The following is a 21695-nucleotide window of genomic DNA, read 5'->3' on the forward strand; positions in this document are numbered from 1 at the left end:
TTCCTGGTCCCTGCGTGCCGCCGCCGTCGCCCCGAGTTGCCCGAGCGGCCGGCCGTCGCCGAACCGGACGGGCCGGGCACCCCGGGGCCGGCCGGCGAAAGCCCCTTCCTGCCCGACGCCGTACGGATGGTGCCCGCATGAGCGAGAGTTCCGCCCCGCGCCGGCGCACCCCCGCCCCGCCCCGCGAGGACCTGCTCGCCGCGGCCATGCGCATGATCGCCGAGCACGGTCTGGAGAAGCTCACCATGGCGGGGCTCGGGCGCGAGGTCGGGATGAGCAGCGGCCATCTGCTCTACTACTTCCGGTCCAAGGACGAACTCCTCCTCCAGACACTGGAGTGGAGCGAGGGACGGCTCGGCGCCGAGCGGGCCCGGCTGCTCGCCCGGGCGGCGCCGGCGCGGGAGCGGCTGGAGGACTACGTCGACCTGTACGTGCCCGACGGCCACCGCGACCCGCACTGGACCCTCTGGCTGGAGGTCTGGAACCGGTCCCAGAACGCCGACGACGACGCCCGCGCCCGCCAGTGCGCGATCGAGGGGGCCTGGCACCGGGACCTCGTCGCGCTGATCGCCGAGGGGATCTCCCGCGGGGAGTTCCGGCCGGTCGACGCGGACCGCTTCGCCACCAGGACGCGCGCGCTGCTCGACGGGTTCTCCATCCACGTCGCCATCGGGCTGCGCGGCACCGACCGGGAGCAAGTGCTCGCCCACGTGAGGGAGTTCGTGGCGGACGGGCTTCTCGCGTAGAGGAATCGTCCGCTCGGCCGCCGGGCAGGTAACGGCCCATGGGACGAGAACACTGGAAGAAGATCTGGGTCGGTTCGGCGGGGAACATGGTCGAGTGGTTCGACTGGTTCGTGTACGCCAGCTTCGCCACCTACTTCGCCGGGGCGTTCTTCCCCAGCGGCAACCCCACCGCCCAGCTGATGAACACCGCCGGGATCTTCGCCGTCGGTTTCTTCATGCGGCCGGTCGGCGGCTGGCTGCTCGGGCGGGTCGGGGACCGCAGGGGCCGCAAGGCGGCGCTGACGCTCACCGTCACACTGATGTCGGCCTCCGCGGTGCTGATCGCCGTCGCGCCCACGTACGCCGTCGCCGGCTACGGCGGCGCCCTCGTACTGCTCGTCGCCCGGCTGCTCCAGGGCCTCTCGGTGGGCGGCGAGTACGCGGCCAGCGCCACCTACCTCACCGAGGCCACCGACCCGGCAAAACGCGGCTTCGCCTCCAGCTTCCAGTACGTGTCCATGACCGTCGGCCAGATCGTCGGCCTCGGCCTCCAGATCATCCTCCAGCGCACCATGTCCGACTCCGCCCTGCACAGCTACGGCTGGCGCATCCCCTTCGTCGTCGGCGCCCTCGGCGCGGCCGTCGTCTTCTACCTGCGCCGCACCATGCTGGAGAGCGAGATCTACGAGGAGGACGCCGCCCACGCCGGGCGGACCGAGGCCGCCGAGGAGCGCGGCACCCTGCGCGCCCTGTGGCGGCACCGGCGCGAGGCGTTCCTCGTCATGGCGCTCACCATGGGCGGCACGGTCGCGTACTACACGTACACCACCTATCTGACCAAGTACCTCTCCAACTCGGCGGGCCTGTCCAAGGACACCGCCACCCTCGTCTCCTTCACCGCGCTGATCGTCTTCGCCGCTCTCCAGCCGCTCGCCGGGGCCCTGTCCGACCGGATCGGCCGGCGGCCGCTGCTGATCACCTTCGCGATCGGCTCCACCGTCCTCACCGTGCCGATCATGACCCTGCTCAGGCACGCCGACGGCTACGGGCCCGCCCTCGGCCTCTCCCTGCTCGCCCTGGTCGTCGTCACCGGCTACACCTCGATCAACGCCTGTGTGAAGGCCGAGCTGTTCCCGACCGGTGTCCGCGCCTTGGGCGTCGCCCTGCCGTACGCCCTCGCCAACGCCCTCTTCGGCGGCACCGCCGAATACGTCGCCCTGTGGTTCAAGAACGCCGGGATCGAGTCCGGATTCTTCTGGTACGTGGCGGGCTGTGCCGCCGTGTCGCTGGTCGTGTACGTCGCCATGCGGGAGACGAAGGACCTGGACCTGGCCGGAACGCGAGGGACCAAGGGTGCGGGGGAGTCCACTGTGACGACCGCATCCTGAGACGGACGGTGATCCGGGGGCGGTGCTGTGCCAGACTGCCCCCGTGCTTACGTCCGCCATGATTATGGGCAGCAGGCGCGCCGGTCCGCAGTGACCATCTCGTACGACCAGGTGCGGGTGGCCACCGTCGTCCTCGACCCGCGCGCAGACCTCTCGCATCCGCGAGGGGTTTTTTCGTTTTACGGCCCACCTTCAGCCGTGAACCGAGCGCGAGGGAGTATTGGGGGGACGGTGGAGCCGGTCATTCCGGTAAGACCGAAGATCCACAACAGGAGTCCTGAGACCATGACCGAGACGGCAACCAGCGAGCTCGACGACTCGTTCCACGTCTTCGACACGACGCTGCGCGACGGAGCGCAGCGAGAGGGCATCAACCTCACCGTCGCGGACAAGCTCGCCATCGCCCGGCACCTGGACGACTTCGGCGTCGGCTTCATCGAAGGCGGCTGGCCCGGTGCCAATCCCCGCGACACCGAGTTCTTCGCCCGTGCCAAGGACGAGATCGACTTCCGCCACGCCCAGCTGGTCGCCTTCGGCGCCACCCGCCGCGCCGGTGCCAAGGCCGCCGACGACCCCCAGGTCAGAGCGCTGCTGGAGTCGGGCGCCCCGGTGATCACCCTGGTCGCCAAGTCGCACGACCGGCATGTCGAGATGGCGCTGCGCACCACCCTGGACGAGAACCTGGAGATGGTCCGCGACACCGTCTCCTACCTGCGCGAGCAGGGCCGCCGGGTGTTCGTGGACTGCGAGCACTTCTTCGACGGCTACCGGGCAAACCCCGAGTACGCCAAGGCCGTCGTGCGCGCGGCCTCGGAGGCCGGCGCCGATGTGGTGGTGCTGTGCGACACCAACGGCGGCATGCTGCCCGCCCAGGTGCACGCGGTCGTCGCCACCGTGCTCGCCGACACCGGCGCCCGGCTCGGCATCCACGCCCAGGACGACACCGGCTGCGCGGTCGCCAACACCCTGGCCGCGGTCGACGGCGGCGCCACCCACGTGCAGTGCACCGCCAACGGCTACGGCGAGCGCGTCGGCAACGCCAACCTCTTCCCGGTGGTCGCCGCCCTGGAGCTGAAGTACGGCAAGAAGGTGCTGCCGGAGGGCCGGCTGCGGGAGATGACCCGGATCTCGCACGCCATCGCCGAGGTCGTCAACCTCACGCCCTCCACCCACCAGCCGTACGTGGGCGTCTCCGCCTTCGCGCACAAGGCCGGTCTGCACGCCTCCGCCATCAAGGTCGACCCGGACCTGTACCAGCACATCGACCCCGCGCTGGTCGGCAACACCATGCGGATGCTGGTCTCCGACATGGCCGGCCGCGCCTCCGTCGAGCTGAAGGGCAAGGAACTCGGCGTCGACCTCGGCGGCGACCGCGAACTGATCGGGCGCGTGGTCGCCCGGGTCAAGGAGCACGAGCTCAAGGGCTACACGTACGAGGCCGCCGACGCCTCCTTCGAGCTGCTGCTGCGCGGCGAGGTCGAGGGCAGGGCGCTGAAGTACTTCGACGTCGAGTCCTGGCGGGCCATCGTCGAGGACCGCCCCGACGGCAGCCATGCCAACGAGGCCACGGTCAAGCTGTGGGCCAAGAGCGAGCGCATCGTGGCCACCGCCGAGGGCAACGGCCCGGTCAACGCCCTCGACCGGGCCCTGCGCGTCGCCCTGGAGAAGATCTACCCCGAGCTGGCCGGCCTCCAGCTGGTCGACTACCGCGTCCGCATCCTGGAGGGCCGGCACGGCACCTCCTCCACCACCCGCGTGCTCATCTCCACCTCGGACGGCACCGGCGAGTGGTCCACGGTCGGCGTCGCGGACAACGTCATCGCGGCGTCCTGGCAGGCGCTGGAGGACGCGTACACGTACGGGCTGCTGCGGGCGGGCGTGGCACCGGCCGCGTAGCCGGTACGGCGGTCAGGGCGCCCGCCAGATGTTGTCGAAGGCGGCGTTCTCGATGCGCCGCCGCTCCCGCACGGCCGTCAGCTCCGTCACCGCGTCGCCGACGGCGGCCAGCACGGTGAGGACCGCGTCGTCGGCGTACTCCGTCTGCGGCCGGTCCTCGCCGATGCCCAGCGGGTCGGCGAGACCCGCCAGCACGGGCTCGTGGGACCACCAGCGTTCGGCCGCGTGCCGCCGCGCGGGGGTGTCGGCCGGGGGCGTCTCGGCCGGGCGGGGCAGCCAGCGCCGCCGTCTGCCGGTGAGCTGCCCCTCGGTGTCCAGGAAGTCGTGGTAGGCCCCGGCCAGCCCGCGGCCCCGGCGCCACAGCCAGTCCTCGACCGTCTCGTACGGTTCCTCGCGCACCAGCGCCGCCCCCGCCTCGTCCAGCATCCGGTCGCCGGTGGGCAGCGGCGGTCCCGGCACGATGCGCTCGCCGTCGAGGGTGACGGCCCGCGTTTCGAGCAGATCGATCAGCTCGGCCCCCGCGAGGGCCAGCGACAGGTCCCCCTGCTCGACGGGGCGCTCGCCGGGGACGTCGACACTGACGAGGAACAGATCCTGTGGTGTGGTCATGAGGACTCCAGGTCGCCGGGGCGGCAGCGTACCGAGCACCCTCGCATGCCGCCCGGCACCGGCGGCGCGCCACACGCCGAGGGCCGCCTCCTCTCCCCCGGCGAGTGGTGGTCCAGCCGGGGGACGCCGGTTTCCCCATGGTTCCCCGGTCGCCCCCCGGCCACGCGTCACTGCAACTGCCACTTCTGGTTGGCCGCGCCCGTGCAGGACCAGATCTGGGCGCGGGCGCCGTTCGCCGAGGAGTTGTCGGTGACGTCCAGGCACTTGTTCGCGGCGACGTTCACCACGTCGTGGGTGGCGGCGTTGTACGACCACTGCTGGGCGCCGGTGCCGTTGCAGTCGTAGAGCTGCACCTTGGCCCCGTCGGCCGTCGAGCCCGAGGTCACGTCCAGGCACTTGCCGAGCGCCTGGACGGAACCGTCGGCCATGACGGTCCACTGCTGGGCGGCGGTGCCGTTGCAGTCGTAGAGCTGGACGGCCGTGCCGTTGGCGCTGGAGGCGCCCGCCACGTCCAGGCACTTGCCGGCCAGGCCGACGAAGGAGCCGGTGCGGGCGCCGCCGCCGCTCTGGGTGCCGGACCAGGTGAAGGTGGCGGAGGTCTTGCCGGGCAGCGAGTAGGTGGCGTGCTGGGAGCCCCAGCCGATGGTCACCGTCTGCGCGGCGGAGGAGCCGTTGTAGGCGATCAGCGCCTTGCTGCCGTCGGGGTTGCGCCAGGCCACGTTCGGCACCGTGGTGGACGCAGTGGAGGCGATCCGCTGCGCGCCGGGGCGGACGAACTTGGTCAGCTGGCCCATGTCGTAGTACTCGACGGTGTAGTCGACGGTCCCGCTCTGCCCGTCCCCGTTGTGCACGGTGACCAGCCCGGTGCAGGTGCCGCATCCGCCGTTGTGCGGGCCCGTGTTCTGGTCCACCGCCAGGGACCACTTGGTCACCGACTTCCCCCAGTTGCGAGTGTAGTCGATGATGTCGGTCATGTCCTGGCGCTGCTGGTCGGCGATCCAGGTGCCGCCGGAGTGCTCGGTGTCGAAGGCGTCCACCGAGGGGTACTTGTCGTGGACGGTGGTCTGCTCGCCGACGTCACCGCCGTAGCCGTGCCAGGCGATGCCGCCGAAGTTGGGGTGGCTGCGGATCGCCGTGTCGTCCACCAGCGGGGCGGCCCAGGAGTCGTAGCCGTCCCAGTTCCAGTCGTGGACCAGGACCTTGGTGCTCAGGCCGGCCGACTGGAGCCGGGGCAGCAGGTCGGTCTTGAGGAAGTACGACAGCCCGTCGGCGTTCCAGCTCATCGAGGGATAGCCGGAGCAGCAGGTCGGCTCGTTCTGCGGGGTCACGTAACCGACCTTGACCCCCTGGTCCTGGTACGCCTGGAGGTACTTGACGAAGTAGGCGGCGTAGGCGGCGTAGTCCTCCGCCTTCAGCCAGCCGCCGTTGAGCGAGCCGCTGTCCTTCATCCAGGCCGGGGCGGTCCAGGGCGAGGCCATCACCGTCAGGGACGGATCGAGCTGGAGCGCCTGCTTGGTGAGCGGCACGACGTCGGCGAGGTCGTGCGCGATCGAGAACGTGGCGAGGTCCGGGTCCGACTGCCCGGCGGGCACGTCGTCGTACGTGTAGCCGTAGCGCGCGAGGTCCGAGGCGCCCATCGGGTTGCGCAGGAACGACAGCCCGATGCCGTCCGTCGGCGAGAACAGCTTGCGCATGGTCGCGTCCCGGGTCGTCGGGGACAGCGCGCCGCTGCTGTTCAGCAGCCAGGCCGCGGTGTCCGTGAAGGAGGCGCCGCCACCGGTGAAGGTCTGGTAGCGGGTGTTCTCGTCCACGGTGATGTTCGTGCCGCCGCCACTCGTCCCGGACTGGAACGAGAACGGCGTCTGTGCCTGGAGGCCGCGGACCACATGGCGTCCGGCGGAGTCGTCGGTCGTGGTGAGCCAGGCCGTGACCTGCTCACCGGCCGCGTGTGCGGGGGGAACGGCCGCGGTGAAACCGGCGGCGGAGAGCAGCCCGGCCAGCAGCAGCCGGACCGCGCGGGGGGATCTCCTCATGGTGCGTCGCCCTTCCTCTCGGGTCGACAGTGGGGTCGCCAACGGGTGGGCCATCTTGACGAGTTGGGGAGGCGTCAGTTAACTCACGCCGTGAGCTAAGCCATGAGTGAACCATGAGAGCCGAGGGAAGGTCTATGCCAAGACCAAGAACGGCCCTGCTCCTCCCCGGGGCCCTGCTCGCCGCCCTGCTGCCCCTGTCCGCGACGGCCCGCGCCGCCGACGACCCGCCGCCCGTGCCCGTCGACCGCTTCGAGGGCGAGGTGCCCTTCGCGGCCCAGCCCGCCGACGGCATCTTCACCTGGGGCGGCGACACCGACGACCCGCCCACGCTCCGCCTCGCCGACCGCGCCGACGCCCCCGAGGGCGCCAAGGTGCTCGCCGGCACCTACGACATCAGCGGCTACGGCGGCTTCACCCACGATTTCGCCGCCGACCAGCCGGCCCACGACTGGTCCGCCCACCAGGGCATCGGCTTCTGGTGGGAAGGGCACGACACCGGCCGCAAGATCGCCTTCGAGATCAAGGACGGCGGCACGAACGGCGAGGCCTCCGAGCTGTGGACGACCTCCTTCACCGACGACTTCACCGGCTGGAAGCAGATCCGGCTCCCGTTCGGCGACTTCACCTACCGCACCGACTACCAGCCCGTCGGCGGCATCGACCACATCCTCGGCCTCACCCGGATGTGGGGCTACGCCGTGACCCTCCCCGCGGGCGCCAAGGGCGAATTCGCCATGGACGACGTGGAGTTGTACGGCAAGGCGGACCAGACCCTGCGCGCCGCCGTCACCACCGACGCGCCCGTCCACCCGGTGACGGAGGGCGGCACCGCCAAGGTGAGGATCACCCTGGCCACCACCGGCGACCGCCCCGTGGACGAACCGGTGACCGTCTCCTACCGCACCGAGGGCGGCACCGCCACCGCCGGCCAGGACTACACCCCGGTCTCCGGCACCCTCACCTTCCCGGCGGGCACCGCCTCCGGCGCCTCGGCGACCGTCCAGGTGCCCACCCGCAAGGACAAGGCGGCCGAGTCCGCCGAGACGATCCCGCTCAAGCTCACCGTGACCGGCGCCAAGGCCCCCGCCGAGACCCCGCAGATCGTCATCGACGCGCACGGACTGCCGTATCTGAACCCGAAGCTGCCGGTGCGGAAGCGGGTCGCCGATCTGCTGTCGCGGATGTCCCTCGAGGAGAAGGCCGGGCAGATGACCCAGGCCGAGCGCGACGGCCTGGTCCCCGGCGACATCGCCGCCTACGACCTCGGCTCCCTCCTGTCCGGCGGCGGCTCCACACCCACGCCCAACACCCCCGAGGCCTGGGCCCGGATGATCGACGGCTTCCAGCTGCGCGCGCGGGCGACGCGGTTCCAGATCCCGCTGATCTACGGCGTGGACGCGGTGCACGGCCACAACAACCTCTACGGCGCCACGGTCATGCCGCACAACATCGGCCTGGGCGCCACCAGGGACCCCCGGCTCGCCGAGCGGACGGGCGCGGTCACGGCCGCCGAGGTACGGGCGACCGGCGTCCCCTGGGACTTCGCGCCCTGCGTCTGCGTGAGCCGCGACGAACGCTGGGGCCGCTCCTACGAGTCCTTCGGCGAGGACCCCGCCCTGGTCGAGTCGATGGAGACGGTGATCCAGGGCCTCCAGGGCCGGGCCGACGGCAGCGACCTGAGCCGCGACGACAAGGTCCTGGCCACCGCCAAGCACTACGTCGGCGACGGCGGCACCGCCTACGGGTCCTCCACCACCGGCACCTACACCATCGACCAGGGCGTCACCACCGTCACCCGGCGGCAGCTGGAGGACATCCACCTCGCGCCGTTCAAGACCGCCGTCCGGCGCGGCATCGGCACGGTCATGCCGTCGTTCTCCTCCCTCGACATCACCGGCGACGGCAAGGGCGCGGTCAAGATGACCGCCCGCGGCGACATGATCAACGGCGAGCTGAAGGACCGGATGGGCTTCGACGGCTTCGTCATCAGCGACTGGAACGCCATCGACCAGCTCCCCGGCGACTACCCCGACCGGGTGCGCACCGCCGTGAACGCGGGCGTCGACATGATGATGGTGCCCTCCACCTACAAGGAGTTCAGCACCACGCTCGTCGACGAGGCGAAGGCGGGCCGGGTCGGCGCGGCGCGGATCGACGACGCCGTCTCCCGCATCCTCACCGAGAAGTTCGAGCTGGGGCTGTTCGAGCACCCGTACGCCGACACCAGCGGCGCCGCCGCCATCGGCTCCCCGGCCCACCGCGCCGTCGCCCGCCAGGCCGCCGCCGAGTCGCAGGTGCTGCTGAAGAACAGCGGCGGGCTGCTGCCGCTGAGGAAGAGCCAGAAGGTGTACGTCGCCGGGTCCGACGCGGACGACATCGGCAACCAGACCGGCGGCTGGACCCTCACCTGGCAGGGCGCCTCCGGGAACACCGTCCCGGGCACCACCATCCTCCAGGGCATGCGCGAGGCGGGCGGGAACGTCACCTACTCCAAGGACGCCTCGGCCCCGACGGGCGGTTACGACGTCGGCGTGGTCGTCGTCGGCGAGACCCCGTACGCCGAGGGCGTCGGCGACGTCGGCAACGGCCACTCCCTGTCCCTGTCGGCGGCCGACCGGGCGGCCGTGGACAAGGTGTGCGGCGCCATGAAGTGCGTGGTGCTGATCGTCTCCGGCCGGCCCCAGCTGATCGGCGACCGGCTCGGCGAGATCGACTCCCTGGTGGCCTCCTGGCTGCCGGGCACCGAGGGCGAGGGCGTCGCCGACGTCCTCTACGGCGACCGCCCCTTCACCGGGCAGCTGCCGGTCACCTGGCCGAGGTCCGAGTCCCAGCTGCCGATCAACGTGGGCGACGCGTCGTACGACCCCCAGTTCCCCTACGGGTGGGGCCTGACCACCGGCACCCCCGTCCCGCACGGGGGCGCGGCCGCCCTGAAGTCGCTGGCCGCGCGGGCGGCGGCGGCCGAGCGGCGCGGGGACGACCGGCAGGGGCGGCAACTGGTGACCCAGGCCCGGCTGCTGGTCCAGCAGAAGGCGGGGGAGCGGATGACGGCGGCCCTGGCCAAGCCCTTCGCCGACGCGGACCACCTGCTGCTCACCGGCCACTACGGGAAGGCGGTGGGGAAGCTGACGCAGGCGTACCGGGCGGCATGACCGCCGGACCGCCCTGAACCAGCCCTTACGGAAGGCTTCGGGTAGCGTCGAGGCATGAACGCCGTCCCGCGGACCCGAAGCCTGACCGCACTCCTGCTGGCCGTGCTCGTCCTGGTCCTGACGACCGCGTTCGCCCCCGGTGCGAGCGCGCAGACCAGCGTCTCCACCATCGCGCGCGCCCTGCGCTCCGGCCCGGTCTACGTCGATCCGGCGGCGTCCGCCCAGCTGTCCCGGGCGGACGCCGACGCGCTGGCCGACCGGATCAAGAAGGCGAACAAGCCGCTGTTCGTCGCCGTCCTGCCGGCCGGCTACCCCACCGCGCACCTCTTCGCCGACCTCCGCGCCGCCACCGGCGTCACCGGCCTGTACGGCATCCGCCTCGGCGACCGTTTCGACGCCCGCGCCGACGCCTCGGTGATGACGCCGACCGCCCGGCAGAACCTGGTCAACAGCGTCCAGGGCGAGGACGCCAAGGCGCAGCTCACCGACTTCACCGACCGTGCCCTCGCCAACCTGGGCGGCCACGCCCCGCGCAGCTGGCACGCGGCCGACGGGTCCGGCGGGTCCGGTGCCGGGCTGATCGCGGTCGGCGCGGTGCTGGTGCTGGGCGGCGCGGGCGCGTACGCCCTGGTCCGCCGCAACCGGCGGCGCCGCGATCAGGAGCAGCGGGCCGCTCTGGAGCGGCTGCGGGTGGTGGTGGACGAGGACATCACCGCCTTCGGCGAGGAACTGGACCGCCTGGACTTCCACCCCGCCGAACCCGGCGCCGACGACGCCATGCGCGCCGACTACGAACACGCCCTGGACGCCTACGAGACCGCGAAGCAGCGGATGGCCGAGGCCGCCAGGCCGGAGGACGTCCGCCCGGTCACCGAGGCGCTGGAGGACGGCCGGTTCTCGCTCGCCCGGCTGGCCGCCCGGCGCTCGGGCCGCCCGCTGCCCGAGCGGCGGCCGCCCTGCTTCTTCGACCCCCGTCACGGCCCCTCGGTGGCGGACGCCGTCTGGACACCGCCCGGCGGCGCCCCGCGCGAGGTGCCGGTCTGCGCCGCCGACGCCGCCCGGCTCGCCGACGGCCTCGCCCCGGTGATCCGCCAGGTGGACACCGAGCAGGGCCGCCGCCCCTACTGGGACGCGGGTCCCGCCTACGGCCCCTGGGCGGGCGGCTACTTCGGCGGCGGCATCCTCCCGGGCCTGCTGGTCGGCACCCTGCTCGGCTCCATGATGGCCACCCCCTCCTACGCCGCCGACTACGGCGCCGGATACGGGGACTTCAGCGGCTTCGGCGACGACTACCAGGGCGGTGACGTCTCCGGCACGGACTTCGACCCCGGCGACTTCGGCGGCGGCTTCGGGGACGGCGGGGACTTCGGCGGTGGCGGCGACTTCGGGGGCGGCTTCGGCGACTGAGGCGTGCGGGCCCGCGCCGGGCCCGGCCGTGTCAGGTCTCGGTGCCGGGTATGTCCATGGCGCCGAGCCGCTCCAGCAAGGTCCCCGCCAGCGTCAGCACCCCCCGCTCCGTCTCGCCGAGCGTGCTCAGCGCCGCGGCGAGCCAGATGTCCCGTTCGGCCATGTCCCGTTCCAGCGTCCGCCGTCCCGCCTCGGTGAGGGTCAGCACGGACTGCCGCCGGTCGTCGGGGTCCGGCTCCCGTACGATCAGTCCCTCCGCCTCCAGGTCCGCGAAGACCCGGGTGAGGGACTGCGGCCGCTGCCGTTCCCGCGCCGCGATCCGTCCCGGCGTGGCCGACCCGTGCGCTTGCAGATACCCGAGCACCGCGAGCTGGTTGGGGCTCAGGCCCCCCTCGCCGCGCTCCTGTCGCAGCCGCCGGTTGATCCGGACGACGGCACGGCGCAGAGCTGCGGCTTCCGCGAGATGATCCATGGCGGCATCGTACGTACGCGCTTATCAAATGGACGTCCGTCAGGCGCTGTTCTCGGCCAGTCGCCCGGGGACTGCTACGCAGCACTTAAGAAGTCCCGGCGCTGCTCTCGTACCGGTGTGGTCTCACCGCGCCCGAACAGCAGTCGAGCGTGCCCGCCGTCCCCTGGCTACGGGGTGGCGGGCACGCTCGGGGTGCCGGGGCCGCGCGGCCCGTCCGGCCGCCGGTTCACGCGTTCTTGATCGCGGAGACGTCGAAGTTCAGCTTGATCTTGTCGGAGACCAGGACGCCGCCCGTCTCCAGCGCCGCGTTCCAGGTCAGCCCCCACTCGGAGCGCAGCAGTTCGGCCTTGCCCTCGAAGCCGACGCGCTCGTTGCCGAACGGGTCCTTGGCCACGCCGTTGAACTCCAGGTCGATGGTGATCGGCTTGGTCACGCCCAGCAGGGAGAGTTCGCCGGTGATGCGGTAGTCGTCGCCGCCGAGGGACTCCGCCTTGGTGGAGCGGAAGGTCATGTCCGGGTACTCGTCGATCTTGAAGAAGTCGGCCGACTTCAGGTGCCCGTCGCGGTCGGCGTTGCCGGTGTCGATGCTGGCCATCTTGATGTCGAGGGTGGCGGTGGACTTGCTGGGGTCCTGGCCGTCCAGGTGGAGGCTTCCGGTGAAGTCCTGGAAGCCGCCCCGCACGTTGGTGACCATGGCGTGGCGGGCCACGAACTCGATGGTGGTGTGCGCGGGGTCGATCGTGTAGTCGCCGGTCAGCGCGGCGAGGTCGCCGCCGGCGGCCTGCGCGGGTGCGGTGGTGCGGTTGTCCTTGCGGCCGAAGATGCCCATGACGTCCTCCCGGGAGTCAGTTGTTTAACGTTCAATGAACCCGACGGATCCGACGGTAGACCTATTCCGTTTAGAATTCAACTTCATTCGCACGGTGTCGGACCGGTCGCACGAAGTCACTGTGCGCGCGCCTCGCTCCGAGCGCATACGGTGGGGGAGCGGGGCGCCGCAGGGGGCCGTCCGAGGGGTGGTGTCACTCCAGGGATGGCATGCCCGACCCGCTAATGTGGGGCGCGTCCATGGTCTCGCCTTTGTGGTGTCCCTACAACGCAAGGCGCCTCTGAGCAGTCGGAACGGCTGCACGCTGCCGTGGTTCTGTTCACTCGCACCAGGAAAACGGGCTGGAGACTGTACGGAGTCGACGGCTCGCTTTCCTTGGTGTCCTTCGTAAGGTCGCTACATGACCGTTTTGGAAGAGACGACGGGTGAGCCGACCGGCGAGCCGACGGACGCGCGCGGACGGGTCGCCGAACTGCACGACATCCGTGCGCGGGCCGTGGCCGGTCCCAGCGAGAAGGCGACCGCGGCGCAGCACGCCAAGGGCAAGCTGACGGCACGGGAGCGGATCGAGCTGCTTCTGGACCCGGGTTCCTTCCAGGAGGTCGAGCAGCTGCGCCGGCACCGGGCGACCGGTTTCGGCCTGGAGGCGAAGAAGCCGTACACCGACGGTGTCATCACCGGCTGGGGCACGGTCGAGGGCCGTACGGTCTTCGTCTACGCGCACGACTTCAGGATCTTCGGCGGCGCGCTGGGCGAGGCCCACGCCACCAAGATCCACAAGATCATGGACATGGCCATCGCGGCCGGCGCGCCGCTGGTCTCCCTCAACGACGGCGCCGGCGCCCGCATCCAGGAGGGCGTCAGCGCCCTCGCCGGCTACGGCGGCATCTTCCAGCGCAACACCAAGGCGTCGGGCGTCATCCCGCAGATCAGCGTGATGCTCGGCCCGTGCGCGGGCGGCGCGGCGTACAGCCCCGCCCTGACGGACTTCGTCTTCATGGTCCGTGAGACGTCCCAGATGTTCATCACCGGTCCGGACGTGGTCAAGGCCGTGACCGGCGAGGAGATCACCCAGAACGGCCTGGGCGGCGCGGACGTCCACGCGGAGACCAGCGGCGTCTGCCACTTCGCGTACGACGACGAGGAGACCTGCATCGCGGAGGTGCGCTACCTCCTGTCGCTGCTGCCGCAGAACAACCGCGAGAACCCGCCGCGGGTGGAGTGCACCGACCCGGCCGACCGCCGCTCGGACGTCCTGCTCGACATGGTCCCGGCCGACGGCAACCGGCCGTACGACATGGCCAAGGTGATCGAGGAGATCGTCGACGACGGCGAGTACCTGGAGGTCCACGAGCGCTGGGCCCGCAACATCATCTGCGCGCTGGCCCGCCTCGACGGCCAGGTGGTCGGCATCATCGCCAACCAGCCGCAGGTCCTCGCGGGCGTGCTGGACATCGAGGCGAGTGAAAAAGCTGCGCGCTTTGTCCAGATGTGTGACGCTTTCAATGTCCCGATCGTGACCTTCCTGGACGTGCCCGGGTTCCTGCCCGGCGTCGACCAGGAGCACGGCGGAATCATCCGGCACGGCGCGAAGCTGCTCTACGCCTACTGCAACGCCACCGTGCCGAGGATTTCGCTCATCCTGCGCAAGGCGTACGGAGGTGCCTACATCGTCATGGACTCCCAGTCGATCGGCGCCGACCTCACCTACGCCTGGCCCACGAACGAGATCGCGGTGATGGGTGCGGAGGGCGCGGCCAACGTCATCTTCCGCCGCCAGATCGGCGAGGCGGAGGACCCCGAGGCCATGCGTGCGCGGATGGTCAAGGAGTACAAGTCCGAGCTGATGCACCCGTACTACGCCGCCGAGCGCGGCCTGGTCGACGACGTCATCGACCCGGCCGAGACCCGCGAGGTGCTGGTGAAGTCGCTGGCGATGCTGCAGACCAAGCACGCCGACCTCCCGTCCCGCAAGCACGGCAACCCCCCGCAGTAACCGAGCGGACATCCCTCTCACGGAGACTGACACCCATGAGCACTGCCGACATCCGCGTCGAGAAGGGCCACGCCGAGCCCGAGGAGGTCGCCGCCATCACGGCCGTCCTCCTGGCCCGCGCGGCCGCCCGCCCCGAGCCCACCACCCACCACCGTCCCCGCCCCAAGGCCGCCTGGCGCCGCCTGGAGCGCGAGCCCGGCTTCCGCGCGCCGCACAGCTGGCACTGAGCCGACAGGACACAGAAGCGGGGCCCCTCCTCGGAGGGGCCCCGCTTCTGTGTCCTGTCCGTGCGCACCGCGGCGCGGGCCGGGAGAGCGCGAACCGCCCGCGAACGGCGTCCAGCCGTCGCGGGCGGTCAGGTGGCCGTGCGTGCGCCTACCGCAGCCGCGCCATCAGCGCGTGCTCCACCAGCGTGATGAGCGTCGACTTGGCGTCGGCGCGGTGGCGGGCGTCGGTGGTGATGATCGGGGTGTCGGGGCCGATCTGGAGTGCCTCGCGCACCTCGTCCGGGGAGTACGGCTGGTTGCCGTCGAAGCCGTTCAGCGCGATGACGAAGGGCAGGCCGCTGTTCTCGAAGTAGTCGACGGCCGGGAAGCAGTCGGCGAGCCGGCGGGTGTCGACGAGGACCACCGCGCCGATGGCGCCGCGGACCAGGTCGTCCCACATGAACCAGAAGCGGTCCTGACCCGGGGTGCCGAAGAGGTACAGGATGAGGTCCTGGTCCAGGGTGATGCGGCCGAAGTCCATGGCCACCGTGGTGGTGGTCTTGTCTCCGGTGTGGGTGAGGTCGTCGATGCCGGCCGAAGCGGACGTCATGACGGCCTCTGTGCGCAGCGGGTTGATCTCCGAGACGGCGCCGACGAACGTGGTCTTGCCCACGCCGAAGCCGCCCGCCACCACGATCTTCGCGGAGGTGGTGGAGCGACTCTGAGAAACCGGCCCTCCGCTAGAGCTTGCGAAGTCCACTGAGCACCCTTTCGAGCAGTGTCACGTCTGGCTGGCCACCGGCGTTCTCGTCGCCGCCGGGCTGATGGATGGCGACCAGGCCCGCCTCCGCCAAGTCGGCGACGAGGATCCTGGCCACGCCGAGGGGGATCGTCAGCAGGGCCGAGATCTCGGCCACCGACTTGATCTCCCGGCAGAGGTTGCAGATCCGCTGATGCTCGGGCAGTTGGCCCTGCATCTGGTGCGGAGCAGCGGTGGTGTGCACCAGCGCCTCGATGGCGAGCTGGTAGCGCGGGCGGGTCCGGCCGCCGGTCATGGCGTACGGACGCACCAAGGGGTTGTTCGATGCGCTCGCGGGCGCCGGCTCGGGGCGGCGCTGCGGCTGGACCGGCTGGATGCGCGGGGCCGGCGGCTGGTCGTACGGCGAGGGTCCGGGGCCCTGCGGGACGTACGGCTGCCGGTGCTGGGGAGCGGAGGGGAAGTTGTACGGGTTCGCCGAGCCGTCGCCGTGTCCCTGTGCGGGGCCGTACGACCAATTGCCCGAGGGCGAACCTCCTGGGGGTGTTGCCACTTTCTCCTCCTCCGACTGCGCCGGGCACCCATCCGTGTGGAGCCGCGTCCCGAAACCTTACGGCCCCGGGACGCGAATACGCATCGTCCGATTACTAGTTGAGAAGGCTGCCCTGGAGCTCAGCGCGGAGATCCGGGGTGAGGACCGTGCCCGCGCGGTCCACCAGAAGGGCCATCTCGTACCCGATGAGGCCGATGTCCGCTTCCGGGTGGGCCAGAACCGCGAGGGACGATCCGTCCGAGATGGACATGATGAAGAGGAATCCCCGCTCCATCTCCACAACCGTCTGGTTCACGCTGCCGCCCTCGAAGATGCGCGAGGCACCGGCGGTCAGCGACGTCAGACCGGAGGCGACGGCCGCCAGCTGGTCGGCGCGGTCACGGGGGAAGCCTTCGGACATCGCCAGAAGGAGTCCGTCGGCGGAGACCACCACCGTGTGGGACACCCCCGGGGTGTTGTCCACGAAGTTGGTGATCAACCAGTTCAGGTTCTGTGCCGCCTGGCTCATCGGGCTCACACTAACGCTCCTGGTTGTAGGTGCTGTCAGGACCGAAGCCCTGGCCGTTCGTATCAGTTCCTGCGTTGCGTCCGCGCTGGACGCCCCGGCGCAGGTTGCTCAGCCTGCCCCGGACGTCCTCCGGGGCGCGGGAGACCTGGGGGCCTCCCTGAGGGGTCGTTTCGGCGCTGCCCTCGACCAGGTTGGCCTTGGGCACCCGCCGCGGCAGCCCGGAGGCGGTGACCCCGCCTGCCTTGGGCTTGCGCAGCTGGGAGGCCTGCTGCCAGCGCTCGTCATTGGCCGAACGCCAGTCGCCCGCACCGTTGTTCCCCGGGGCGGTCTCCGCCGTCTCGGCCGCGGGAGCCGGCGCTTCCTGCTGCACACGTCCCGCGCCGTTCGCGCCGTCGGCACCGCTCGCGGCGGAGCCCCGGCGGGGCAGCCCGGCGTCGGTCAGCTCGTGTGCGGCGGGAGAAGCCGTTCCCGGACTGTCGAAGCCTACGCGGTTCTGCTCACCCGCGTCAGCGGCCTGCGCAGATTCCGCTTCCGGAGCGTAGTGGGCCGGATAGCCGTTCTGGTAGCCGTCCTGCTGCTGCCACTCGCCCTGGTAGGCGGGGTTCTGCGCCGGCTCCGCATAGCCGTTCTGGGGGTAACCGCCGTTCGCGGAGTAGCCGTCGGCGCCCGCCGGTTGGCCGCCTTGCGCATAGAACTGCTCGTCGTACGGCCGCTCGTACGAGGCCGAGTGCGTCTCGGTGTACGGCTCCTGGTACGCGGCCTCCTGGTACGGGCTCTCCTGGTAGGGAGTCTCCTGGTAGGGAGTCTCCTGGTAGGGAGTCTCCTGGTACGGCGTCTCCTCGTACGGCTGCTGGGGCTGCCGGGGCTGCTGCGGCTGCTCGTGGTAGCCGGTGCTCTGCCCGTCGAACAGCGGGTCCGCGTACGTCTCCGCGGTGTCGTGCTGCGGCTCGGCCGGCTGCTGCTGGCCCTGCGTCTGGGCCTCCAGCGCGGCACGGCGGCCCTCGCGCAGCAGGGAGCGCCCGACCGGGTCCAGCTCGCGCAGGTCGTCGGGGACCTCCCCGTACCGGCTGTCGTCGAAGCCGAGTTCGGCGGCGGTGCGCAGCGGCTGCTGCGGCTGCGGGGCCTCGGACCGGAACTGCTGCTCCGGGATGATCTGCGAGACCGTGAACTCCTCGCGCTCCAGCGGGGCTTCGCCGCCACCGCCGTGCGTGATCGCGTCCGGCAGCATGACCAGGGAGGTGGTGCCGGCCTGCTCGCCGGAGGGGCGCAGCTGGACCCGGATGCCGTGCCGGTCGGACAGCCGGCCGACCACGAACAGGCCCATGCGCTGGGAGATCGCGGCGTCCACGGTCGGCGGGTTCGCCAGCTTGTGGTTGATGTCCGCGAAGTCCTCGGCGGTCAGGCCGATGCCCTTGTCATGGATCTCGATCATGATCCGGCCGTCGGGCAGCCGGGTCGCGGTGACGCGCACCTTGGTCTGCGGCGAGGAGAACGTGGTGGCGTTCTCCAGCAGCTCGGCCAGCAGGTGCACGAGGTCGGTGACCGCGCGGCCGTGGATCTCGGCCTCGGGCACACCGGACAGCTCGATGCGCTCGTACTGCTCCACCTCGGAGGAGGCGGCGCGCAGCACGTCGACCAGCGGGACCGGCTGGTCCCAGCGGCGGCCGGGCTCCTCGCCCGCGAGGACGAGGAGGTTCTCGCCGTTGCGCCGCATACGGGTGGCCAGGTGGTCCAGCCGGAAGAGGTTCTCCAGCTGGTCCGGGTCGGCCTCGTTGTTCTCCAGGTCGGTGATCAGGGTCAGCTGGCCCTCGATCAGCGACTGGTTGCGGCGCGAGAGGTTGGTGAAGATCGCGTTGATGTTGCCCCGCAGCAGGGCCTGCTCGGAGGCGAGCCGGATCGCCTCGCGGTGGACCTGGTCGAAGGCGCGGGCGACCTCGCCGATCTCGTCCTTGGTGTGGATCGGGATCGGGGCGACCCGGGTGTCCACCCGGCCGGGGTCGGTGCGCGAAAGCTGGTCGACCAGCATCGGCAGGCGCTGTTCGGCGATGCCGAAGGCCGCGTTGCGCAGCTGGCGCATCGAGCGGCTCATCTGCCGGGCGACGGCACCGGCCAGGAAGAACGCCAGCAGCAGGGCGAGCACCACGACGGTACCGGTGATCAGCGCCGAGGTCTTGGCGTCGTCGGCGATGCCGGACGCCTCGGTCACCGCCTTGTCGGCCATGTCCGACTCGATGGTGCGGTACGCCTGGTACTTCAGCGTGTTGACCGCCCACCAGTTGTCGGCGGTGACCCCGTTCGCGGCGAGCGCGTCGCGGGCGGCCGGGCTGGTGTCCTTCAGCGTGGCCAGCGCCGAGATCATGCTCGTCGGGTTGGACGGCGGCGGCACGTAGTTCGGGTCGCTCTGCCTGGCCTGCGCGGCCTGTGCCGCCGCGTCCGCCGTGACCTTCTTCTCCGCGTCGGCCAGCACCTGCGAGTCGGCCGCGGTGCCACCGCCCTTGTACTCCTCGATCGCGATGCGCTCGAGGTAGGCGTACGAGGACAGGGAGACCCGCTGGGTGGCCAGGTTCGGCGCGTCCGGACCCGGCTTGACCAGCAGATGCATGCCGATGGAGCGTTCCAGCGACAGCGCCGCCTTGGTCAGCGAGATGGCGTAGACGGTACGGCCGTACGAGGTGATGTTGCCGGTGCCCAGCCCCAGCTCGTTGGCGAACTCCATCAGGGGGTGGGCGACGTCGACGTAGCGCTCCTCCGTCTGCACACCGGTGAGCTTGGAGGTGTACGCGGTCTTGCGCAGCTCCTGGATCTCGGGCTCGGCCTTGCGGAAGAGCTTGAGGCGACGCTCCAGGCCCGCCGTGTGCGGCATGCTCTTCGTCGCCGCGTCGAAGCCGGCGGCGGCCTCGTCGGTCGCCCTGCGCGCGTTGGCGATCGCGGCCTTGCTCTTGGCGTCCTTCTTCTTCAGCAGCAGCGGCTCGGCCGTGATGTCGCGCTCGTTCTCGACGGCGTCGGCATAGGTGAGGGCCGCGCGCACCAGGCGGGCGGTGTTCTCGGCGTCCCGGGCCTGCTGCCAGGTGTCGATCGAGTTGTTGACCTGGAAGCCGCCCATGACGAGGCCGACGGCCGCGGGTATGAGGAGAATCGCGTTCAGACGGGTGGGTACCCGCCAGTTGCGCGGGGAGAAACGGCCGCCGCGGGGTGCGGGCGCGTCCGTCGGCTCCGCGGGCGCCGGGGTGGGCGCCGCGGCGCGCGGCGGCGGGGTGAAGTTGCCCCGTGCCGACGGCTCGGGACCGTTCTTGCTTCGCCTCACTCGACCAACAACCTCTCGGCGGTCGGCACCTACCTCGTGCCGCAGTCTCTCAGCGCCCGGTTCGTCATCGATCGCTCGCTACGTCTTTGACCATGGGGCAGTTCAGGCATTCCAGCACGTGGACCAGCGCAGTTCCAAACAGTGGAGACCCTGTGACGGCTGCGTTGTAAGCGAGAGATAAAACGGTCATAAAGAGCGAGCCCCGCCAAAAGGCGGGGCAATTGTGCGCGCAGCGGCATCGCCCGACCGCGTCGCGTGGTGAACTCGGGCGATTCCTCTGCCGAACTGTTATGAACACCGGAGCCGACCGTGTCAAAGGCCACAGTCGGCTCCTTCACTCCTACGACAACTGCCGTACGGGGCGTTGTACTTGAGTGTTACCTCAGCCGCGCCATCAGCGCGTGCTCCACCAGCGTGATCAACGCGCTCTTGGCGTCGGCCCGGTGGCGGGCGTCGGTGGTGATGATCGGGGTGTCGGGGCCGATCTGGAGAGCCTCGCGCACCTCGTCCGGGGAGTACGGCTGATGACCGTCGAAACCGTTCAGCGCGATGACGAAGGGCAGGCCGCTGTTCTCGAAGTAGTCGACGGCCGGGAAGCAGTCGGCGAGCCGGCGGGTGTCGACGAGGACCACCGCGCCGATGGCGCCGCGGACCAGGTCGTCCCACATGAACCAGAAGCGGTCCTGACCCGGGGTGCCGAAGAGGTACAGGATGAGGTCCTGGTCCAGGGTGATGCGGCCGAAGTCCATGGCCACCGTGGTGGTGGTCTTGTCCCCGGTGTGGGTCAGGTCGTCGATGCCCGCCGAAGCGGACGTCATGACGGCCTCCGTGCGCAGCGGGTTGATCTCCGAGACGGCGCCGACGAACGTGGTCTTGCCCACGCCGAAGCCGCCCGCCACCACGATCTTCGCCGAGGTGGTGGCCCGGCCCGCGTCAGAGCTTGCGAAGTCCACTGAGCACCCTTTCGAGCAGCGTCACGTCCGGTGCGCCGCCGTTGTTCTCGTCGCCGCCCGGCTGGTGCACGGCGACCAGGCCGGCCTCGGCGAGGTCGGCGACCAGGATCCGGGCCACGCCGAGCGGCATGTTCAGCAGCGCGGAGACCTCCGCCACCGACTTGACCTCACGGCACAGGTGGCAGATGCGCTGGTGCTCGGGGAGCAGGCCCATGAGCGCCGCCGGGTCGGCCGTCGTGCTGATCAGCGCCTCGATGGCGAGCTGGTACCGCGGCCGGGTCCGGCCGCCGGTCATGGCGTACGGCCGCACCAGCGGCTGGTCGCCCTCGTCGCCGTACGGTTCCGCGTACGGATCGTGATGGGCGGTGGGCGGGGTCATGGATCCTCCGGGCGGGACAGCAAGTCGGTCAGTCAAGCCGTCTGACGGGGCCGGTGGGGGGTTTGTGGCGGCCGGACGGTGTTTTGGTGAGGTGGGTGGTGCCGGGGCCGGTCAGTGGAGCAGACTGCCCTGTAGTTCGGCGCGCAGGTCGGGGGTGAGTACCGCTCCCGCGCGGTCGACGAGCAGTGCCATCTCGTAGCCGACGAGGCCGATGTCGCACTCCGGGTGAGCCAGTACCGCGAGGGACGAGCCGTCCGAGACGGACATCAGGAAGAGGAACCCCCGCTCCATCTCCACGACCGTCTGGGAGACGGTGCCGCCCTCGAAGATCCGGGACGCCCCGGCGGTCAGCGAGGTCAGCCCGGAGGCGACGGCCGCCAGCTGGTCCGCGCGGTCCCGTGGGAAGCCCTCGGACATCGCCAGCAGCAGGCCGTCGGCGGAGACCACCACCGTGTGGGACACCCCGGGGGTGTTGTCCACGAAGTTGGTGATCAACCAGTTCAGGTTCTGTGCCGCCTGGCTCATCGG

18 protein-coding genes are annotated in these 21695 nt (G+C 71.0%); 7 read left to right on the forward strand and 11 right to left on the reverse strand.

What is annotated here, in order from left to right; translation table 11 throughout:
* Positions 1-137: 137 nt before the first annotated feature.
* From BLW85_RS27070 to cimA, 3 genes are all read left to right on the forward strand, one after another.
* Positions 138-746, forward strand: coding sequence for a TetR/AcrR family transcriptional regulator (locus BLW85_RS27070; RefSeq protein ID WP_070023039.1), 609 nt, complete (start codon positions 138-140; stop codon positions 744-746).
* 38 nt (positions 747-784) lie between these two features.
* The gene (locus tag BLW85_RS27075; protein ID WP_074993450.1) at positions 785-2113 is read left to right on the forward strand and encodes an MFS transporter; all 1329 of its coding nucleotides are present in this window, start codon (positions 785-787) and stop codon (positions 2111-2113) included.
* A 285-nt stretch (positions 2114-2398) separates the two neighbouring features.
* The gene (gene cimA, locus BLW85_RS27085; RefSeq protein WP_070023037.1) at positions 2399-4009 is read left to right on the forward strand and encodes a citramalate synthase; all 1611 of its coding nucleotides are present in this window, start codon (positions 2399-2401) and stop codon (positions 4007-4009) included.
* A 12-nt stretch (positions 4010-4021) separates the two neighbouring features.
* Here cimA and BLW85_RS27090 read toward each other — a convergent pair whose 3' ends face one another.
* Together BLW85_RS27090 and BLW85_RS27095 are read right to left on the reverse strand one after the other, a co-directional pair.
* Complete coding sequence (locus tag BLW85_RS27090) at positions 4022-4618, reverse strand: GOLPH3/VPS74 family protein (RefSeq protein WP_070023036.1); 597 nt, start codon at positions 4616-4618, stop codon at positions 4022-4024.
* Between the two features lie 167 nt (positions 4619-4785).
* Positions 4786-6651, reverse strand: coding sequence for a ricin-type beta-trefoil lectin domain protein (locus BLW85_RS27095; protein ID WP_074993453.1), 1866 nt, complete (start codon positions 6649-6651; stop codon positions 4786-4788).
* 134 nt (positions 6652-6785) lie between these two features.
* On the opposite strand from BLW85_RS27095, the gene BLW85_RS27100 reads away from it, so the two are divergent.
* Together BLW85_RS27100 and BLW85_RS27105 are read left to right on the forward strand one after the other, a co-directional pair.
* Positions 6786-9803, forward strand: coding sequence for a glycoside hydrolase family 3 protein (locus tag BLW85_RS27100; RefSeq protein WP_074993456.1), 3018 nt, complete (start codon positions 6786-6788; stop codon positions 9801-9803).
* Between the two features lie 54 nt (positions 9804-9857).
* Positions 9858-11210, forward strand: a complete 1353-nt coding sequence (locus BLW85_RS27105; RefSeq protein ID WP_074993459.1) for a hypothetical protein — start codon at positions 9858-9860, stop codon at positions 11208-11210.
* Between the two features lie 31 nt (positions 11211-11241).
* Here BLW85_RS27105 and BLW85_RS27110 read toward each other — a convergent pair whose 3' ends face one another.
* Entirely contained in the window at positions 11242-11682 is a 441-nt protein-coding gene (locus BLW85_RS27110; protein WP_070023032.1) for a MarR family winged helix-turn-helix transcriptional regulator, read from the reverse strand.
* A gap of 226 nt (positions 11683-11908) precedes the next feature.
* On the reverse strand, positions 11909-12511 hold the full coding sequence (locus BLW85_RS27115; protein WP_070023031.1) for a YceI family protein: 603 nt from the start codon (positions 12509-12511) through the stop codon (positions 11909-11911).
* A 400-nt stretch (positions 12512-12911) separates the two neighbouring features.
* Here BLW85_RS27115 and BLW85_RS27120 point away from each other — a divergent pair, with 400 nt between their 5' ends.
* Both BLW85_RS27120 and BLW85_RS27125 read left to right on the forward strand, forming a co-directional pair.
* Entirely contained in the window at positions 12912-14507 is a 1596-nt protein-coding gene (locus BLW85_RS27120) for an acyl-CoA carboxylase subunit beta (RefSeq protein WP_074993461.1), read from the forward strand.
* Positions 14508-14542: 35 nt separating this feature from the next.
* Complete coding sequence (locus BLW85_RS27125) at positions 14543-14734, forward strand: acyl-CoA carboxylase subunit epsilon (RefSeq protein ID WP_070022338.1); 192 nt, start codon at positions 14543-14545, stop codon at positions 14732-14734.
* Between the two features lie 148 nt (positions 14735-14882).
* Here the strand turns inward: BLW85_RS27125 and BLW85_RS27130 are convergent, their stop codons facing one another.
* The 7 genes from BLW85_RS27130 to BLW85_RS27160 all read right to left on the reverse strand — a co-directional run bounded on the left by BLW85_RS27130 (position 14883) and on the right by BLW85_RS27160 (position 21692).
* Entirely contained in the window at positions 14883-15473 is a 591-nt protein-coding gene (locus tag BLW85_RS27130; RefSeq protein ID WP_070022337.1) for a GTP-binding protein, read from the reverse strand.
* On the reverse strand, positions 15454-16023 hold the full coding sequence (locus BLW85_RS27135; protein ID WP_070022336.1) for a DUF742 domain-containing protein: 570 nt from the start codon (positions 16021-16023) through the stop codon (positions 15454-15456). Before BLW85_RS27135 ends, BLW85_RS27130 begins: the two co-directional genes overlap by 20 nt.
* 94 nt (positions 16024-16117) lie before the next feature.
* On the reverse strand, positions 16118-16531 hold the full coding sequence (locus BLW85_RS27140; protein ID WP_004983065.1) for a roadblock/LC7 domain-containing protein: 414 nt from the start codon (positions 16529-16531) through the stop codon (positions 16118-16120).
* Between the two features lie 10 nt (positions 16532-16541).
* Positions 16542-19835 carry a sensor histidine kinase gene (locus BLW85_RS27145; protein WP_208624904.1) on the reverse strand — a complete coding sequence of 1098 codons (3294 nt, stop codon included), beginning with the start codon at positions 19833-19835 and terminating at the stop codon, positions 16542-16544.
* Between the two features lie 377 nt (positions 19836-20212).
* Entirely contained in the window at positions 20213-20788 is a 576-nt protein-coding gene (locus BLW85_RS27150) for a GTP-binding protein (RefSeq protein WP_070022335.1), read from the reverse strand.
* The gene (locus tag BLW85_RS27155; RefSeq protein ID WP_070022334.1) at positions 20769-21167 is read right to left on the reverse strand and encodes a DUF742 domain-containing protein; all 399 of its coding nucleotides are present in this window, start codon (positions 21165-21167) and stop codon (positions 20769-20771) included. Before BLW85_RS27155 ends, BLW85_RS27150 begins: the two co-directional genes overlap by 20 nt.
* 111 nt (positions 21168-21278) lie before the next feature.
* Positions 21279-21692, reverse strand: coding sequence for a roadblock/LC7 domain-containing protein (locus tag BLW85_RS27160; RefSeq protein WP_070022333.1), 414 nt, complete (start codon positions 21690-21692; stop codon positions 21279-21281).
* Positions 21693-21695: the final 3 nt, after the last annotated feature.

The organism is Streptomyces misionensis (genome assembly GCF_900104815.1).
Classification (GTDB): domain Bacteria; phylum Actinomycetota; class Actinomycetes; order Streptomycetales; family Streptomycetaceae; genus Streptomyces; species Streptomyces misionensis.

Excerpts from the sequence above, each read along its gene's own strand:
- BLW85_RS27070 (WP_070023039.1), top strand. The coding sequence starts at position 138 with ATGAGCGAGAGTTCCGCCCCGCGCCGGCGCACCCCCGCCCCGCCCCGC.
- BLW85_RS27075 (WP_074993450.1), top strand. The coding sequence starts at position 785 with ATGGGACGAGAACACTGGAAGAAGATCTGGGTCGGTTCGGCGGGGAAC.
- cimA (WP_070023037.1), top strand. The coding sequence starts at position 2,399 with ATGACCGAGACGGCAACCAGCGAGCTCGACGACTCGTTCCACGTCTTC.
- BLW85_RS27090 (WP_070023036.1), bottom strand. The coding sequence starts at position 4,618 with ATGACCACACCACAGGATCTGTTCCTCGTCAGTGTCGACGTCCCCGGC.
- BLW85_RS27095 (WP_074993453.1), bottom strand. The coding sequence starts at position 6,651 with ATGAGGAGATCCCCCCGCGCGGTCCGGCTGCTGCTGGCCGGGCTGCTC.
- BLW85_RS27100 (WP_074993456.1), top strand. The coding sequence starts at position 6,786 with ATGCCAAGACCAAGAACGGCCCTGCTCCTCCCCGGGGCCCTGCTCGCC.
- BLW85_RS27105 (WP_074993459.1), top strand. The coding sequence starts at position 9,858 with ATGAACGCCGTCCCGCGGACCCGAAGCCTGACCGCACTCCTGCTGGCC.
- BLW85_RS27110 (WP_070023032.1), bottom strand. The coding sequence starts at position 11,682 with ATGGATCATCTCGCGGAAGCCGCAGCTCTGCGCCGTGCCGTCGTCCGG.
- BLW85_RS27115 (WP_070023031.1), bottom strand. The coding sequence starts at position 12,511 with ATGGGCATCTTCGGCCGCAAGGACAACCGCACCACCGCACCCGCGCAG.
- BLW85_RS27120 (WP_074993461.1), top strand. The coding sequence starts at position 12,912 with ATGACCGTTTTGGAAGAGACGACGGGTGAGCCGACCGGCGAGCCGACG.
- BLW85_RS27125 (WP_070022338.1), top strand. The coding sequence starts at position 14,543 with ATGAGCACTGCCGACATCCGCGTCGAGAAGGGCCACGCCGAGCCCGAG.
- BLW85_RS27140 (WP_004983065.1), bottom strand. The coding sequence starts at position 16,531 with ATGAGCCAGGCGGCACAGAACCTGAACTGGTTGATCACCAACTTCGTG.
- BLW85_RS27155 (WP_070022334.1), bottom strand. The coding sequence starts at position 21,167 with ATGACCCCGCCCACCGCCCATCACGATCCGTACGCGGAACCGTACGGC.
- BLW85_RS27160 (WP_070022333.1), bottom strand. The coding sequence starts at position 21,692 with ATGAGCCAGGCGGCACAGAACCTGAACTGGTTGATCACCAACTTCGTG.